Annotated in this window: 13 protein-coding genes; 10 read left to right on the top strand and 3 right to left on the bottom strand. The window is 66.8% G+C overall.

The window, feature by feature from the left end; translation table 11 throughout:
- Nucleotides 1-7 precede the first annotated feature (7 nt).
- The 6 genes from ispG to ASF98_RS05265 all read left to right on the top strand — a co-directional run bounded on the left by ispG (nucleotide 8) and on the right by ASF98_RS05265 (nucleotide 7,335).
- Nucleotides 8-1,174 (top strand): flavodoxin-dependent (E)-4-hydroxy-3-methylbut-2-enyl-diphosphate synthase, encoded by a 1,167-nt coding sequence (gene ispG, locus ASF98_RS05290; RefSeq protein ID WP_028272164.1) that lies wholly within the window; start codon nucleotides 8-10, stop codon nucleotides 1,172-1,174.
- The gene (locus tag ASF98_RS05285; RefSeq protein ID WP_055798483.1) at nucleotides 1,137-2,024 is read left to right on the top strand and encodes a GNAT family N-acetyltransferase; all 888 of its coding nucleotides are present in this window, start codon (nucleotides 1,137-1,139) and stop codon (nucleotides 2,022-2,024) included. The genes ispG and ASF98_RS05285 overlap by 38 nt, the downstream gene beginning before the upstream one ends.
- Nucleotides 2,025-2,065: 41 nt before the next feature.
- Nucleotides 2,066-2,815 carry a hypothetical protein gene (locus ASF98_RS05280; protein WP_156372288.1) on the top strand — a complete coding sequence of 250 codons (750 nt, stop codon included), beginning with the start codon at nucleotides 2,066-2,068 and terminating at the stop codon, nucleotides 2,813-2,815.
- Nucleotides 2,816-3,221: 406 nt separating this feature from the next.
- Nucleotides 3,222-5,033, top strand: a complete 1,812-nt coding sequence (locus ASF98_RS05275) for a proline--tRNA ligase (protein ID WP_055798476.1) — start codon at nucleotides 3,222-3,224, stop codon at nucleotides 5,031-5,033.
- A 17-nt stretch (nucleotides 5,034-5,050) separates the two neighbouring features.
- Nucleotides 5,051-5,845, top strand: coding sequence for a sulfite exporter TauE/SafE family protein (locus ASF98_RS05270; RefSeq protein ID WP_055798474.1), 795 nt, complete (start codon nucleotides 5,051-5,053; stop codon nucleotides 5,843-5,845).
- Nucleotides 5,846-5,910: 65 nt separating this feature from the next.
- Nucleotides 5,911-7,335 carry a pyridoxal phosphate-dependent decarboxylase family protein gene (locus tag ASF98_RS05265; RefSeq protein WP_055798470.1) on the top strand — a complete coding sequence of 475 codons (1,425 nt, stop codon included), beginning with the start codon at nucleotides 5,911-5,913 and terminating at the stop codon, nucleotides 7,333-7,335.
- A gap of 27 nt (nucleotides 7,336-7,362) precedes the next feature.
- On the opposite strand, the gene ASF98_RS05260 is transcribed toward ASF98_RS05265, so the two are convergent.
- The 3 genes from ASF98_RS05260 to ASF98_RS05250 all read right to left on the bottom strand — a co-directional run bounded on the left by ASF98_RS05260 (nucleotide 7,363) and on the right by ASF98_RS05250 (nucleotide 10,398).
- On the bottom strand, nucleotides 7,363-8,370 hold the full coding sequence (locus ASF98_RS05260) for an aminoglycoside phosphotransferase family protein (RefSeq protein WP_055798467.1): 1,008 nt from the start codon (nucleotides 8,368-8,370) through the stop codon (nucleotides 7,363-7,365).
- Nucleotides 8,371-8,413: 43 nt separating this feature from the next.
- Complete coding sequence (locus tag ASF98_RS05255) at nucleotides 8,414-9,145, bottom strand: VIT1/CCC1 transporter family protein (protein ID WP_055798464.1); 732 nt, start codon at nucleotides 9,143-9,145, stop codon at nucleotides 8,414-8,416.
- 83 nt (nucleotides 9,146-9,228) lie between these two features.
- On the bottom strand, nucleotides 9,229-10,398 hold the full coding sequence (locus ASF98_RS05250) for a ferritin-like domain-containing protein (protein WP_055798461.1): 1,170 nt from the start codon (nucleotides 10,396-10,398) through the stop codon (nucleotides 9,229-9,231).
- A gap of 105 nt (nucleotides 10,399-10,503) precedes the next feature.
- On the opposite strand from ASF98_RS05250, the gene rimP reads away from it, so the two are divergent.
- From rimP to infB, 4 genes are all read left to right on the top strand, one after another.
- Nucleotides 10,504-11,121: a ribosome maturation factor RimP gene (gene rimP / locus ASF98_RS05245; RefSeq protein WP_055798458.1), complete on the top strand. Its 618-nt coding sequence runs from the start codon at nucleotides 10,504-10,506 to the stop codon at nucleotides 11,119-11,121.
- The gene (gene nusA, locus ASF98_RS05240; protein WP_028272174.1) at nucleotides 11,121-12,101 is read left to right on the top strand and encodes a transcription termination factor NusA; all 981 of its coding nucleotides are present in this window, start codon (nucleotides 11,121-11,123) and stop codon (nucleotides 12,099-12,101) included. The genes rimP and nusA overlap by 1 nt, the downstream gene beginning before the upstream one ends.
- 217 nt (nucleotides 12,102-12,318) lie before the next feature.
- The gene (locus tag ASF98_RS05235; protein ID WP_055798455.1) at nucleotides 12,319-12,660 is read left to right on the top strand and encodes a YlxR family protein; all 342 of its coding nucleotides are present in this window, start codon (nucleotides 12,319-12,321) and stop codon (nucleotides 12,658-12,660) included.
- A 152-nt stretch (nucleotides 12,661-12,812) separates the two neighbouring features.
- The gene (infB, locus tag ASF98_RS05230) at nucleotides 12,813-15,719 is read left to right on the top strand and encodes a translation initiation factor IF-2 (protein WP_055798451.1); all 2,907 of its coding nucleotides are present in this window, start codon (nucleotides 12,813-12,815) and stop codon (nucleotides 15,717-15,719) included.
- The last annotated feature ends 174 nt before the right edge of the window (nucleotides 15,720-15,893 follow it).

Here is a 15,893-nt window from a genome sequence, read left to right as displayed (position 1 = left end):
AGTCCACGTGACCTCGGTCAGCCTGGGAATGCCGTCAGCACCGCCCCCCGTCCTCGCACCGCGCAGGAAAACCCGCCAGATCAAGGTGGGCTCGGTGGGCGTCGGCTCGGATTCGCCCATCAGCGTGCAGTCGATGACCACCACGCCCACCACGGACATCAACGCCACGCTGCAGCAGATTGCTGAGCTGACGGCCTCGGGCTGCGACATCGTGCGCGTCGCCTGCCCGTCCGCGGACGACGCCGAGGCGCTTCCGATCATCGCGCGGAAGTCCCAGATCCCCGTCATCGCGGACATCCACTTCCAGCCCAAGTACGTCTTCGCTGCCATTGAAGCGGGCTGTGCCGCGGTGCGCGTCAACCCAGGGAACATCCGCAAGTTCGATGACCAGGTCAAGGAAATCGCCCGCGCCGCCAAGGACCACGGCACGTCCATCCGGATCGGCGTCAATGCCGGATCGCTGGAGCCCGGAATCCTCAAGAAGTACGGCAAGGCAACCCCCGAGGCTTTGGTGGAGTCAGCTGTCTGGGAAGCCTCGCTGTTTGAGGAGCACGGCTTCCACGACTTCAAGATCTCCGTCAAACACAACGACCCCGTGATCATGGTTGCCGCGTACGAGATGCTGGCCGAGCAGGGCGACTGGCCCCTGCACCTGGGCGTCACCGAGGCCGGCCCGGCCTTCCAGGGCACCATCAAGTCCGCCACGGCCTTCGGTGCCCTCCTGTCCCGGGGAATCGGCGACACCATCCGCGTTTCCCTTTCGGCTCCTCCGGTCGAGGAAATCAAGGTGGGCAACCAGATCCTGCAGTCGCTGAACCTGCGTCCCCGCAAGCTCGAAATTGTCTCCTGCCCGTCCTGCGGCCGGGCCCAGGTGGATGTGTACACGCTGGCCGAGCAGGTCACGGCCGGCCTGGAAGGGATGGAGATCCCGCTGCGTGTTGCCGTGATGGGCTGCGTCGTCAACGGACCGGGCGAGGCACGCGAAGCTGACCTGGGCGTGGCCTCGGGCAACGGCAAGGGACAGATTTTTGTGAAGGGCGAGGTCATCAAGACTGTCCCCGAGAGCGAAATTGTTGAGACACTGATCGAAGAGGCCATGCGAATCGCTGAAGAGATGGGGGAGGCCGATGGCGAAGATGCTGTCAAGGGTAGCCCCGTGGTTAGCGTCTCGTAGGGAGACCGCAGGATCCGGCATCTCAATCCGGGTCCTGTCCGGTCCGGACACTGCCATGCTGCGGGAGCTGGCCAGGACGGACGCTGTAGCCAACGTCTTCATCCTGTCCCACCTGGCGGCAACGGGAACGGCCGCGCCCACCACGGGCGGGGCCAGCATCTTTGGAGTGTTCGACGGCGACACCCTGGTGGGCGCGTGCTGGGCCGGGGCAAACCTCGTTCCCGTGCAGCTGGACCCGGAACTTGCCGGGCTAGTGGCCGAGCATGCGCAACGCTCCGGCCGCCGGTTCGCCTCCATCTTCGGCCCCGCCGATACGGTTCTGGCCATGCACGAACAACTGGAGCAGCTGGGGCAGCCGGCCCACGAGGTCCGTGCGGACCAGCCGCTGATGACCATCGCCGGGCCGCCCGCCGTGCCCGCGAACACGGAACTGGGTGTCGGCCAGCTCGCCGACTTCGACAGGATCCTGCCCGCCTGCGCCGCCATGTTCGAAGAAGAAGTGGGATATTCTCCGTTCCTGGGCGGCCGCGAGTTCTACAGCAGGCGCGTGGAAGGCCTCATCAGGCAGGGCCATTCCCTTGTTCACCTCGATGAGGACGGCCAGGTCATGTTCAAGGCCGAACTCGGCGCCGTCACCCCCGAGGTGACCCAGGTCCAGGGCGTCTGGATGAACCCCTCCTTCCGCGGCCTCGGACTCAGTGCCGGCTACATGGCCGCCGTTGTCATGCTGGCGCAGAAGCTCGCGCCCGTCACCAGCCTGTATGTCAACGACTACAACGCCCGGGCGAGGGCCACCTACGAGCGGGTGGGCTTCCACCAGGTGGGCACGTTCGCTACAGTTCTGTTCTAGCTGGCCGCAACCGGCCGGCGTTCGAACTTATTGGGGGATAAATGAATACGTCCGTTGTGCGCTTTTTCGGGGCCTCTGCCCTCCTGGTGCTTGGCCTGTCCGCCTGCGGCGGTCCAGCCGCCCCTGCCGACGCAGGGGCTTCCCCGGCAGCGTCCGCCGCATCTGACACCCCCAGCCCCACGCCGACGGAAGCTGCCTTCACCATGCTGACGTCCGACGAACTTGCGGAGATCGCCGGAGCCGTGAAGGACTCAGACAGTGTGGCACTCTCCGTGCTGCCTGCGGAGAAGGTCTCGCAGGCGCTGGAACAGATGATGTCCCTCATGACCGAGGTGCAGGTGGAGCCGGCCGAGTGCAATTCCATCGCCACCGGAACCGCAATCAAGCCGGACAGCAACACCACCATGGCGGTGGGTGCCTCCACCTCTTCAACGGCAGAACTCACCCAGACGCTCTCCCTGGTGTCAGGCGTGGAGAAGGAACAACTGGACCAGACGCTTGCCAGGCGCAGTAGCGAGATCGCAGACTGCAGCAGCATCAGCATGAACATCAAGGGAATGTCCATGACAGCCGAGACCATCCGGCTTGACAGCGGCGCCGGCACCGAAGGTGCGATTGCCATGCAAACGGACGTCACCCTGCCTACAGGTGGCACGCAGAGCACCGTGATGGCCTTCGCGGTCAAAGGCGGAGTACTGATCTCGGCGCAGGCGACAGGCTCCGGCGTGACGTCGTCCGACCTTGCCGCTGCGGAAGCCATGCTGGACCAGGCTGCCGCCCTTATCGACTAGCCGGGCGGCCTCCAGGGAGCATGCGGTAACACAGAGTCAACTGCCGAAAACTGCGTGACGACTCTTGTAATGGTGCCGTGAATCACATAGGTTCTTCCTAGCCGCGCCGATGGGGTGCGTGCGGTCTCAGGGGGAAATCAGCAGATGGCACTGGACGTTGACCTTCCCAGCAGGCACGCCTAGCGCTTCCTCCGGACTTCTGGGTCCGACGGGCCGTAAGAGCCACGCCAAAACAGGATGACCAGCCGGAAACGGCCAGGGGCTTCCTTTCAGTTCTGGCGTGGCTCTTCTCCGTCCCGGGCGGCCGGGAACCCGGCACCCGCCGCGCCACGGTAGATTAGTACCCAGACGAATTTGCCCAGCCCGTCATCTGAACAGGCACCTCCCAAGAAACGGATTCCTACCCGTGGTCCTTCGACTATCCAAGCTTTTCCTGCGCACCCTGCGTGAAGATCCCGCCGATGCCGAGGTGGCGAGCCACCGGCTCCTGGTCCGTGCCGGGTATATCCGCAGGGCAGCGCCGGGCATCTACACCTGGCTGCCGCTTGGCCTGAGCGTGCTGCGGAAAGTGGAGAAGATCATCCGCGAGGAAATGACCGCGATCGGCGCCCAGGAAGTCCATTTCCCGGCTCTCCTGCCCAAGGAGCCCTACGAGGCCACCAACCGGTGGACCGAGTACGGCGAGGGCATCTTCCGGCTCAAGGACCGCAAGGGCGGGGACTACCTCCTGGCGCCCACGCACGAGGAAATGTTCACCCTGCTGGTCAAGGACCTGTACTCCTCGTACAAGGATCTTCCGCTGAGCATCTACCAGATCCAGAACAAGTACCGCGATGAGGCCCGGCCGCGTGCGGGCCTGCTGCGCGGCCGCGAGTTCATCATGAAGGACTCCTACTCGTTCGACGTCGACGACGCCGGCCTGGACGCGAGCTACAACGCGCACCGCGCCGCCTACCTGAAAATCTTCGAGCGCCTCGGCCTCGAGGTGGTTCCGGTGGCTGCCACGGCAGGTGCCATGGGCGGCTCCCGGAGCGAGGAGTTCCTGCACCCGACCGAGATCGGCGAAGACACGTTCGTGCGGTCCGCCGGCGGCTATGCGGCCAACGTGGAGGCCGTGACCACCGTGGTGCCCGCGGACATCGACTTCACCAACGCGCCTGCCGCCGAGATCCGGGACACCCCGAACACTCCCACCATCGACACGCTCGTGGACGCAGCCAACGAGCTGGTTCCCCGCGGGGAGAACGACGGCGGCGCCTGGACGGCCGCTGACACGCTGAAGAACGTCGTCCTCGCCATCACCCTGCCCACCGGCGAGCGGCAGATCGTCGTCATCGGCGTGCCCGGTGACCGCGGCGTGGACCTGAAGCGGGTTGAGGCCAACATCGGCGCCTACCTGCCGGTCGCCGGCGAGATCACCGTGGAGGCCGCCGGCGAGGAAGACCTTGCCCGCAACCCTCTGATCGTCCGCGGCTACCTGGGCCCCGGCATGTCACTGAGCGCGCCGCTCCTCGGACTCGAAGGTGCCGCCAAGCTCCTGTACCTGGTGGATCCCCGCGTTGTCAGCGGCACCGCCTGGGTCACCGGAGCCAACATGGCCGGAAAGCATGTCTTCGGCCTCGTGGCCGGCCGGGACTTCGGCTGGGACGGTGTGATCGAGTGCACCGAAGTGCGCGCCGGTGACGAGGCCCCGGACGGATCCGGTCCCCTGGAGACCGCCCGCGGCATTGAGATGGGCCACATCTTCCAGCTCGGCCGCAAGTACGCCGAGGCCCTTGAACTGAAGGTCCTGGACCAGAACGGCAAGCAGGTAGTGGTCACCATGGGGTCCTACGGCGTCGGCGTTACCCGTGCTGTCGCGGCCCTGGCCGAGTCCAACCACGATGCCAAGGGCCTGGTCTGGCCCCGCGCAGTGGCTCCCGCCGATGTCCACGTCGTGGCTGTGGGCCGGGGCGAGGAAATCTTCGCGGCGGCCGAGAAGCTCTCACTCGAGCTCGAAGCCGCAGGCCTCGAGGTCATCTACGACGACCGCCCCAAGGTGTCCCCGGGCGTCAAGTTCGGCGATGCGGAGCTCGTTGGCGTGCCCACGATCCTGGCCGTTGGCCGCGGGCTGGCGGACGGCGTCGTGGAAATCAAGGACCGCCGCAGCGGCGAGGCGGAGAACGTGGCCGTGGAGAAGGCTGTTGACTATGTGGTCAACGCCGTCCGCAGCAAGTAACCCGCTCGGCTGAAGGAGTGATCTCGGGATTCGAGTCGCTGGAGCCCGCCACGCTGATCCTCATCATCGTGGCGGGCTTCGCCGCAGGGTGGATTGACGCAGTGGTGGGCGGCGGGGGACTGATCCAGCTCCCGGCGCTGCTGCTGGTGCCGGGCATCAGCCCGGTCCAGGCTCTTGCCACCAACAAGATGGGTTCCATTTTCGGGACCACCACCAGTGCCGTGACGTACTACCGGCGGGTCAGGCCGGACCTGCGGACCGCCATACCCATGGCCGTCATTGCGCTGGCCGGGAGCTTCGGCGGCGCGGTCCTGGCTGCCACCCTGCCTGCGAGCGTCTTCAAACCCATCATCGTGGCGGCGCTGGTCGCCGTCGCTCTTTTTACGGCGTTCAAGCCCAACATCGGCGACCTGACTTCGCTCCGCCACGACGGCCGGACCCACTATGTGGTGGCCTGCCTCATCGGAGCGGCCATCGGGTTCTACGACGGGCTGATCGGACCAGGGACGGGTTCGTTCCTGATCATCGCCCTGGTGTCCGCGATGGGTTATGCGTTCCTCGAAGCCAGTGCCAAGGCAAAGATCGTGAACATGGCCACCAATGCCGGCGCCCTGATCTTCTTCCTGCCGCACGGCTCACTGCTCTGGGGCGTGGGGCTGGTGCTGGGGCTCGCCAACATGGCCGGCGGCTACCTCGGGGCGCGGACCGCGGTGAAGCAGGGCAGCACCTTCATCCGTAACGTTTTCCTCGCCGTCGTCGGCGCCCTCATCCTCAAACTCGGCTACGACATCTGGCAGGACACCTTCGCCTAGCAGGCGGGCCGAAGGGATTGCGAAAGACCCTCCCGGCCGGGAGGGTGCGGGCGTACCATGCTCCTATGTCAACAGGGGACGAGCCCTTCCGGGACGCCTTGGACGCAGCAGCCGGGCACGCCCGTGAATGGCTGGCAAGCCAGCAGACCCGCCGTGTAGGGCCCCGGGCCACGGCAGGGGAGCTGGAGGCCGTCTTCGGCGGTCCGATGCCCCAGGCCGGCATGCCGGCGGGCGAAGTGATCGACTATCTCGCGGCCGAGGCGGAACCGGGCCTGATGGCCATGCCGTCGGGCCGTTTTTTCGGCTGGGTTATCGGCGGCACCGTGCCCGCCGCCCTGGCGGCGGACTGGCTGGTCAGTGCCTGGGACCAGAACTCCTTCCTACGGGCTGCCACGCCCGCCACGGCGGCCCTCGAGGCAGCAGCCGGGCGGTGGTTCCTGGAGCTGCTGGGCTTGCCGGAAACGGCCGACGTCGGTTTCGTCACCGGCGCGACCATGGCCAACTTCGCCGGCCTGTCCGCCGCCCGCTGGCGCGTCCTGGAGAGGACCGGCTGGGACGTGAACACCGGTGGTCTTGCCGGCGCACCGGCACTCCGTTGCATAGTCGGCCAGGAACGCCACGACTCGATCGATCTCGCCTTGCGGTACCTGGGCCTGGGCCGCCCCATCGTGGTGCCATCGGACCCGCAGGGCCGCATGGATCCGGCAGAGCTGGACTGCGCCCTGGACCGTGCCCTGGCCAAGGCATCGGACGAAACCGGGGGATCAGCCGCTGCGCCGCCGGTTGTGTGCCTGCAGGCCGGGAACGTGCATTCCGGCGCGTTCGATCCGTTCCTCCAAGCGATCACCGTCGCGAAAGCACATGGCGCCTGGGTGCACGTTGACGGGGCTTTCGGACTCTGGGCGGCTGCGGTGCCGGAACTTGCCGCCCTGACCGCCGGACTCCACCTTGCTGACTCGTGGGCAACCGATGCGCACAAGACACTCAACGTGCCCTACGACTGCGGCATCGTGGCTGTGCGGGACACGGAGGCGCTCGAGGCCGCCATGAGCGTCAGCCCCAGTTACATCATCCGGGATGCCGGCGCGGCAGCAGACCCCTTCCAGACCGTCCCGGAACTCTCCCGCCGTGCCCGCGGCGTTCCCGTGTGGGCAGCGCTGAAGTCCCTCGGCCGGGACGGCGTTGCGGCGCAGGTACGCAATCTGGCGAGCCGCGCTGCGCAGTTGGCGGAGCAACTGTCGGTGCTGGACGGCGTGGAAGTACTCAACGACGTCGTCTACACCCAGGTCTCGCTGGCCTTCGGCGATGACGCGACCACGCGGGCCGTGACGGCCCGGATCATCGGTGACGGGCTGGTGTGGATGTCCGGTTCCCACTGGCGGGGGCGGGAGGTCCTGCGTCTTTCGGTGAGCAACTGGACAACGGACGACGCCGACGTCGAGGCGGCCGTCGAAGCGGTGCGGAAAGCCCTGGCAGCAGTTCGCGGCTAGGCCCGGCCGCTTGCTTTCCAGCCAGCTTCACTCAGGCCCTGCTTCACCCGGTGCCGGGAGGTCATGCGCAGCGGGCAATCCGTCGAGGGTGCGTCCGGCCAGCGTGCTGGCCACCCAGAGGGAACGGGCCAGGTCGCCGCCATGGTGGGGGCGCGAGGCATAGGATAGGGCGTTTTCAACTTCGCGGGCGAGGCTCCACTGCCGGGCCGCTTCGGCATCCAGCCCCGCCGCGTTGCTGAAGTCCCTGCATCTCTCCAGCAGTCCCCGCCGGGGATCAGACCGGGAGAGGTCCCGGATGCGGTTCCACAGGAGCGGGGCCACCGAGAACTCGGCTTCGCCGATCATTGGCTGCGGGTCGATTGCCGCAAAACCGCCCTGCGGCCGGGCCAGGATGTTCAGGTAATGGAAGTCCGTGTTGACCAGGACGTCGGTCCCGGCACGGCGGCCCACCGCTCCGCGCGTTTGGCAAACTTCCAGGGCAGCCTCCAGCAGCCAGCGCGGAAATGGCCTGCCGAGCTGCTCCCAGTCCGCCGGAAGATCATCACTCCACTGCTCGGCGCGGGCTGCCACGTGGTCGAATTCGTGCCACTCCGGGCGATGGTCCGGCCTCAGGCTCAACTGCCGTGTCAGCCCGCCCCAGACGCCTACGGCCGTATCGAGCGGAACGTCCTGGAGGGAGCGGCAAGCGTCGAGCCTTTCCAGCAGCATGGAACACGTCCCGGCGTCGGACTCCAGGAGCCGCACCGCACCGTGGCCGTCCCAGAGCCGGAGGGCGAAACGCTCCACCCGGGCTTCGTCGTGCGGGTAGGCAACCTTGAGGACTGCAGGAACGCCCTTGCGGGTTACCGGGACAACCACGGCTCCATGGCCGTTCCATGGCAGCTCACCGGGCGCCAGATCCACCTCAAGGTCCCACCGCTCCAGGCGTCCGCGAATCAGCCTCTGGAGGGAACCCAGCCAGGCACGTCCGCCGCTTGTCCTGCCGTACCGGCGGCTCAGGTCAGGCGGGATGGGGACATCTGCGGGTGCTTTCATCGGATCCAGCGTAACTGCCGGCCCGCCGGCAGGACGCGGAAGGTCAGGCGACCACGCCGCTGGCACCCAGCAGGTTGCCGATCCCGAAGGTCGCGATGAGTGCCAGGGCACCGCCGAGCACCACCCTGAACGCAGCCTTCGACTTCGAGCCTCCGCCGATCCATGCTCCGAGGGCTCCGGTCAGTGCCAGGGCCACCAGCACTGCCACGAAGGTCAGGGGAACCCGGATCTCCTCCGGGGGCAGCAGGATTGCCAGCATGGGCAGGATCGCTCCGATCAGGAACGCTATGGCTGACGCGAAGGCCGCGTGCCACGGGCTGACGATGTCGGTCTCATCGATGTGGAGTTCGGCGGAAAGATGCGCGCCAAGGGCGTCGTGGGCGGTGAGTTCCTCAGCCACCGTGCGGGCCGTGGCGGCGCTGAGGCCCTTGCCCTGGTAGATGGCGGCGAGCTCCTCGAGCTCCTCCTCGGGCTGCTCAGCCAGTTCGCGTCTTTCCTTCTCGATGAGCGCCTGCTGGCTGTCCTTCTGGCTGCTGACGGACACGTACTCGCCCAGCGCCATCGAAATGGCACCACCCACGACGCCGGCCGCACCGGCGATCAGGATAGGGCCGGAATCCGTGGTGACGCCTGCCACGCCCACCACGATTGCCGCGACGGACACGATGCCGTCGTTGGCACCCAGAACTCCGGCGCGCAGCCAGTTCAGCCGATGGGCGATGTCGTTGTGGTGCGGTTCGTTTTCATGCTGTGTTGCTGCTCCCGCGATGTCCATGGGAATAGCAAACCATCGGCTACCGCCGCCTGCCAGTAATACAAGGCTAAGAAAGGTAAGCCACGCCAAGGGCGAGGCAGGGTCTATCCGGCGTCCGACGGCGCCGGCGAAGCCCCCGGCGCGGTCGATTCCTGCGACGGGCTGTCCTGCGGGAGCTCCGGAAGCTGCGCAGTATCCACCACGATGCCCGGCAGGGGACCGGGGTCGGAGCCCCACAGCACGGCGCGGTTGGCAGCTGCCAGAAGGCCCGAAATGGCCCATTGCCGGGTGCTCCCGCCGCTCAACGCGACCAGGTCCCCGTATACCGGGAGGGTTCCTGCTTCAAGACTGCCCAGGCCGGCGGCCGGGGAAGCGAGGAACGACGGGCCGAGGGTGTACCCGGCCTCCCGCGGCGGAATGTCCACGCACAGGGCGCGGCTGAGGGCTTCGGCTTCGGCAAGGACCGACTCATGCCGTGCCAGCAGCTGTGACGCCGAGCCGGCCGCCGCTCCGTCGAGGCGGGCAAGCGCTACCTGGTAGCCGTAGACCGTTTCGGCCTCCGTCTTGACGGTCATCGCCAGGGCTGTTGCCGGGGTGGCCGATCCTTCAGCCGGTCCGGACTCGGTGGTGGCCGGCGGACAGGAACCGTCTGCTGCCGCCGATGCTGTTGCCGATGACGCGGCTGTCGGCGAGGCTGGGGGCGGCGTGGCCGGAGACCCGGGCGCCGCGGGGGCGGCTTCCCCCAACGCAGGTGCAAGTGAGGATGCCTGAAGAACCTGGGCGGTACCGACGGCGGCAAGCAGCCGCGCCATCCCGCCGTCGGATGCTGCCGCATCCTCGAGGCGCCGGCTGCCGCTCGCGGACAGCGCGGCGACGAGGGCGGCGGGGGAGTCCGTTCCCTCGGCCTGCGCCGTCGCGGAAGCGGTTGCTGATCCGGATGCGGAGGCGGCACCCGTGGCCGACGCGGACGGCTTCGGATCGGGCCCGGTCAGCGCCCTCGCCTGGGTTGTCAGCAAAGTCACAGTGCGCAGCAGGGCCTGGCGCTCGGCACCGGAAAAGGAGTCAGCCATTTTTCTGCCGGCCAGGCGCAGCTGCATCGTTTCGGCAAGCGCAGCGGCCCGTGCCCGTTCGGAAAACGCGGGTTCCGGCACCTCCTGCGGAGGGCCGGGAGTCAGCGCCAGCCCCAGGCTGATGACCAGGACCGCCAACGACGCCAGGATGCCGTACCGGAAATAGCGGGCCGGCCGTGGTTTTTCCTTGGTGTCGTCTTTCACAACAGACCATGTTGTCATGCCCGGCAGCAAGCGAGTGCACCACGGCGCCCATAAAATGGCTACGCTAGTACACACAACATCATCTAGCGGGAGGCGGCCGGCATCGTGAGTAATGCAGAAGCCACGACTTCATCAGACCGGACCGGGACGGGCAAGGCTGAGGCCGGATCCGTGCACAACCCGGAAGCCGAGCGCGTCCGGGCGCTGCTGGAACCCTCGGTCCAGGCAAACCGGCTTTACCTGGAGGACGTATCCATTCAGGTTGCCGGTGCAAACCGTGTGGTCCACGTAGTGGTGGACCTGCCGCAGGAAGAGACCGGCGGAGTTAGCCTTGACGTTATTGCGGAGATTTCCAAGGAACTCTCCGGCATCCTGGACAGCGACCCCAGCTACGACAGCCGCCCCTACGACCTCGAGGTTTCCTCGCCCGGCGTGGGACGGCCCCTGACCGAACCGCGCCACTGGCACCGTGCCCGGGGCCGCATGGTCAAGGTGAATGTCATTCAGGGCGAGAACCTGACCGGCAGGATCCAGGCCGTTGATGACGACGGCGTGACGCTGATTCCGGAGATCGCTGCCAAGAAGGGCATGAAGCCCAAGCAGGGCGAGCCGGAGAAGATTCCTTTCGACAGGATCCGCAATGGAAAAGTCGAGATAGAGTTCAGCCACCTCGATGAGGTCGGTCTGGAAGATGAACACAATGGACCTTCTGAGGAGGCCTGATGGATATTGACATGAGCGCACTGAGACTTCTGGAGCGTGAGCGTGAAATCCCGCTGGACCTCCTGATTCCCACCATCGAGCAGGCACTGCTGGTGGCGTACCACAAGTCTCCGGGAGCCTTCGAGAAGGCCCGCGCAGAGCTGGACCGCAAGAGCGGCCACGTGACCATCTGGGCCACCGAAATCGACGACGACGGCGCCCCCATCGGGGAGTTCGAGGACACTCCGGCCGGGTTTGGCCGCATCGCTGCCAGCACGGCACGCCAGATCATCCTGCAGCGGTTGCGCGACGTTGAGGACGACAACGTCCTGGGCGAGTTCAAGGGCCGCGAAGGCGAGCTTGTTGCCGGCACCATCCAGCAGGGCAACAACCCGCACATGATCCAGGTGAACCTCGGAACCGTGGAGGCGCTCCTGCCCCCGCCCGAGCAGGTGCCCGGCGAGAAGTACATCCACGGCAACAGGCTTCGCGCCTTCGTGATCGACGTGCACCGCGGCACCAAGGGTCCGTCCATCACGTTGTCCCGTTCGCACCCCGGACTGGTCCGGAAACTCTTCGAACTGGAAGTTCCGGAGATCGCCGACCGTTCCGTGGAGATCGTGGCACTCGCCCGCGAAGCCGGTCACCGCACCAAGATCGCCGTCAAGGCCAACATCCCCGGCATCAATGCCAAGGGTGCCTGCATCGGTGAAATGGGTTCGCGTGTCCGGGCCGTCATGACCGAGCTCAACGACGAAAAGATCGACATCGTTGACTTCAGCGAGGATCCGGCCAGTTTCATTGCCAGCGCATTGTCTCCGTCGAGGGTGAATTCCGTCACCATCACGGATGAAGCGACGCGCTCCGCCCGTGTTGTGGTGCCGGACTACCAGCTGTCGCTTGCCATCGGCAAGGAGGGCCAGAACGCCCGCCTGGCCGCCAAGCTCACCGGCTGGCGGATCGACATCGTCTCCGACGCCGCGGTTCAGCGCGAAAACTAAACCGCCGTGGCGGACGGCCCCTCGGCCTGTCCCGTCCCGTTTCGACCCGTCGTTTCGGGGCCGGGGCACCTGAGGGGCTAGAATAGACATTGACCGTGCCTCATGGCCGGTATCCGTGCGCCTTGAGCGTGCCCGCAGAATCTGCGTTTCTTTGGAGCGCAGCCCCAAGCGGGCGGGTTCGGGGCGGCAGATTTGTAAGGGCAGGAAGATACTCACCGTGGCGCACACGCAACACCTTGAGGATCAACCGCAGCGTACCTGCATCGGATGCCGGAAGAAGGGTCCGCGGTCTGAGTTACTCCGGCTCGTCGCCGAAGGCAGCGGTTCCACCGCTGTTGTGGTGGACGAACGACGCCGGATGGCTGGCCGGGGTGCTTGGCTGCACTCCAGCGAAACGTGCCTGGCGCTGGCTATCAAGCGGCGTGCGTTCGGACGTGCCCTCCCGGGCACCACCGGAACTGCCGCCGTCGAACGCCGGATAACGGCAGGCACGCAAGCCGTGGACACTCCGGTGGCCGCAGCAACAACCGTCCAACCTGAAAGCGGGTCAGAAAACTGATGGAAACCCGATGAGTTCCCAGCGATGAGTGCGCAACGATGACAACTTTGTTGCGCTCTGCAATGGACCTTTCAGCTGCACTCGCGGCGGAGGTCCGCAGTAAGAAGTAGACGGTTCGTGCCTGGCTCGGTGCGGACCGAGACAGGAGAAATGTGGCCAAGGTCCGCGTACATGAGCTCGCTAAAGAGCTCGGTATTACTTCCAAAGATGCAGTAACCAAACTGCAGGAACTGGGCGAATTCGTTCGCTCCGCCTCTTCCACCATTGAGGCCCCCGTTGTGAGGAAACTCCGCAACGCCTACCCCGCCGCCGGCGCTTCGAAGTCCGAAGCTCCCGCTGCAGCGCCCAAGGCGCCCGCCAGCCCCTCGGCTTCCCGTCCGGCCCCCGCGCCGGGCCCGGCAGCTCCCAAGGCTCCGGAACCCAAGGCTGAAGCTCCGGCAGCAGCCCCGGCCCCGTCTGCGCCCGCTCCGGCAGCAGCCCCTGCCCCCGCGGCCCCGGCTGCAGCAGCAGCTGCGCCGGCAGCCCCGGCGGCACCGTCCACCGGTGCAAAGCCCGGCGCACGCCCGGCCCCCAAGGCTGAAGCTCCTGCAGCCCCGTCCCGCTCCGGCGGACAGGGCAGTTCGGCACCCCGTCCGGGCGGCCCCCGCCCCGGCAACAACCCCTTCGCCACGTCCCAGGGCATGCCCCGGGGCCGCGGCGGCGACAACGAACGTCCGCCGCGTCCGGGCAACAACCCCTTCGCTCCTTCCCAGGGCATGCCCCGTCCGGGCGGAAGCCGCACCGAGGGCGAACGCCCCGGCGGCCCGCGTCCGGCAGCCGGCGCAGGAGGACCCCGTCCGGGTGCTCCGCGTCCCGGCGGCACCCAGGGTGCACGTCCCGGCGCTCCGCGTCCGGCAGGTGCTCCCGGTGCACGTCCCGGTGCAGGTGGCGGAAACCGTCCTACTCCGGGCATGATGCCTAACCGCACCGAACGTCCCGCACCCGCTGGTGCAGGCCGTCCCGGCGGCGGTGGACGCGGTCCCGGACGCCCGGGCGGCGCACCGGGTACCGGTGGCGCTCCCGGTGCCGGTGGCGGTGCTCCGGCCGGCGGTGGCTTTGGCAAGGGCGGCCGCGGTCGCGGTGGCACCCAGGGTGCCTTCGGTAAGGGCGGCGCAGGCCGTGGCAAGCAGCGCAAGTCGAAGCGTGCCAAGCGTCAGGAACTCGAGCAGATGAGTGCTCCGTCGCTGGGTGGCGTAAGCGTGCCCCGCGGCGACGGCAACACCGTTGTCCGGCTCCGTCGCGGCTCGTCCATCACGGACTTTGCCGACAAGATCGAGGCGAACCCCGCTGCACTGGTGACCGTGCTCTTCCACCTCGGCGAAATGGCCACGGCCACGCAGTCCCTGGATGAAGAGACCTTCGCCCTGCTCGGCGAGGAGCTTGGCTACAAGCTCCAGGTCGTGTCCCCGGAGGACGAGGAGCGCGAGCTGCTCTCCGGTTTCGACATCGACTTCGACGCCGAGCTGGAAGCCGAAGGCGACGAGGAACTCGAGGCACGTCCTCCTGTTGTCACCGTCATGGGTCACGTTGACCACGGTAAGACCCGACTGCTGGATGCCATCCGTAACTCCGACGTTGTCGCGGGTGAACACGGCGGCATCACGCAGCACATCGGTGCTTACCAGATCACCACGGCGCACGAAGGTCTCGACCGCAAGATCACCTTCATCGATACTCCGGGCCACGAGGCGTTCACCGCCATGCGTGCCCGTGGTGCGAAGGTCACCGACATCGCCATCCTGGTGGTCGCAGCGGACGACGGCGTTATGCCGCAGACCGTTGAAGCCCTCAACCACGCGCAGGCAGCCAACGTGCCGATCGTCGTGGCCGTGAACAAGATCGACAAGGAAGGCGCCAACCCGGACAAGGTCCGCGGCCAGCTGACCGAGTACGGACTGGTTCCCGAGGAATACGGTGGCGACACCATGTTCGTCGAGGTCTCTGCCCGCCAGAACCTCAACATCGACGAGCTGCTCGAGGCCGTCCTGCTCACCGCAGACGCAGCCCTGGACATGCGCGCCAACCCGAACAAGGACGCCCGCGGTATTGCGATCGAAGCCAACCTGGACAAGGGCCGCGGTGCGGTTGCCACCGTTCTGGTCCAGTCCGGTACGCTGCACGTCGGTGACACTATCGTGGCAGGCACGGCCCACGGCCGCGTCCGTGCGATGTTCGACGACGACGGCAGCGTCCTGACCGAGGCCGGCCCGTCCCGCCCCGTGCAGGTGCTGGGTCTGTCCAACGTCCCGCGTGCAGGCGACACCTTCTTCGTGACCGCTGACGAGCGCACCGCCCGCCAGATCGCTGAGAAGCGTGAAGCAGCCGACCGCAACGCAGCCCTGGCCAAGCGCCGCAAGCGCATCAGCCTGGAAGACTTCGACCAGGCCGTCGCCGAAGGCAAGATCGACACCCTCAACCTCATCCTCAAGGGTGACGTGTCCGGTGCCGTGGAAGCCCTCGAAGACGCGCTGCTCAAGATCGACGTCGGCGAAGGTGTCCAGCTCCGCGTTATCCACCGCGGTGTCGGTGCGATCACGCAGAACGACGTCAACCTGGCAACGGTCGACAGCGCCGTCATCATCGGCTTCAACGTCAAGCCCGCCGAGCGTGTTGCCGAACTGGCAGACCGCGAAGGCGTGGACATGCGCTTCTACTCCGTCATCTACGCAGCAATCGATGACATCGAGCTGGCCCTCAAGGGCATGCTCAAGCCGGAGTACGAAGAGGTCCAGCTTGGCACCGCCGAGGTCCGCGAGGTGTTCCGTTCCTCCAAGTTCGGCAACATTGCCGGTTCCATCGTTCGCTCGGGTGTTATCCGACGCAACACGAAGGCCCGCATCAGCCGCGACGGCAAGATCATCGGCGACAACCTCACCGTTGAGACGCTCAAGCGCTTCAAGGACGACGCAACCGAGGTCCGCACGGACTTCGAGTGTGGTATCGGTCTTGGCTCGTTCAACGACATCACCGAGGGCGACATCATCGAGACCTTCGAGATGCGCGAGAAGCCGCGCGTTTAGGGTGTCCTAGCGTTACAGGTGCGGGGTCGTTGGATTCTTTCCGGCGGCCCCGCCCCTTCGCCGGACGGTATTCGATCTTCGATCGCAAACCGCCCGGCTCCGACAGGCCCGATGCCACTCCCGGGCCGCCGGAAAAAATCCAACGCGGGTCCGTCGTAGACTCGCCTTAGGTGC

The sequence above is a fragment of the Arthrobacter sp. Leaf337 genome (assembly GCF_001423745.1).
Lineage (GTDB): Bacteria > Actinomycetota > Actinomycetes > Actinomycetales > Micrococcaceae > Arthrobacter.
Note: the sequence above shows the minus strand (reverse complement) of the source record. Positions and strands in the feature narration are given on the sequence as shown.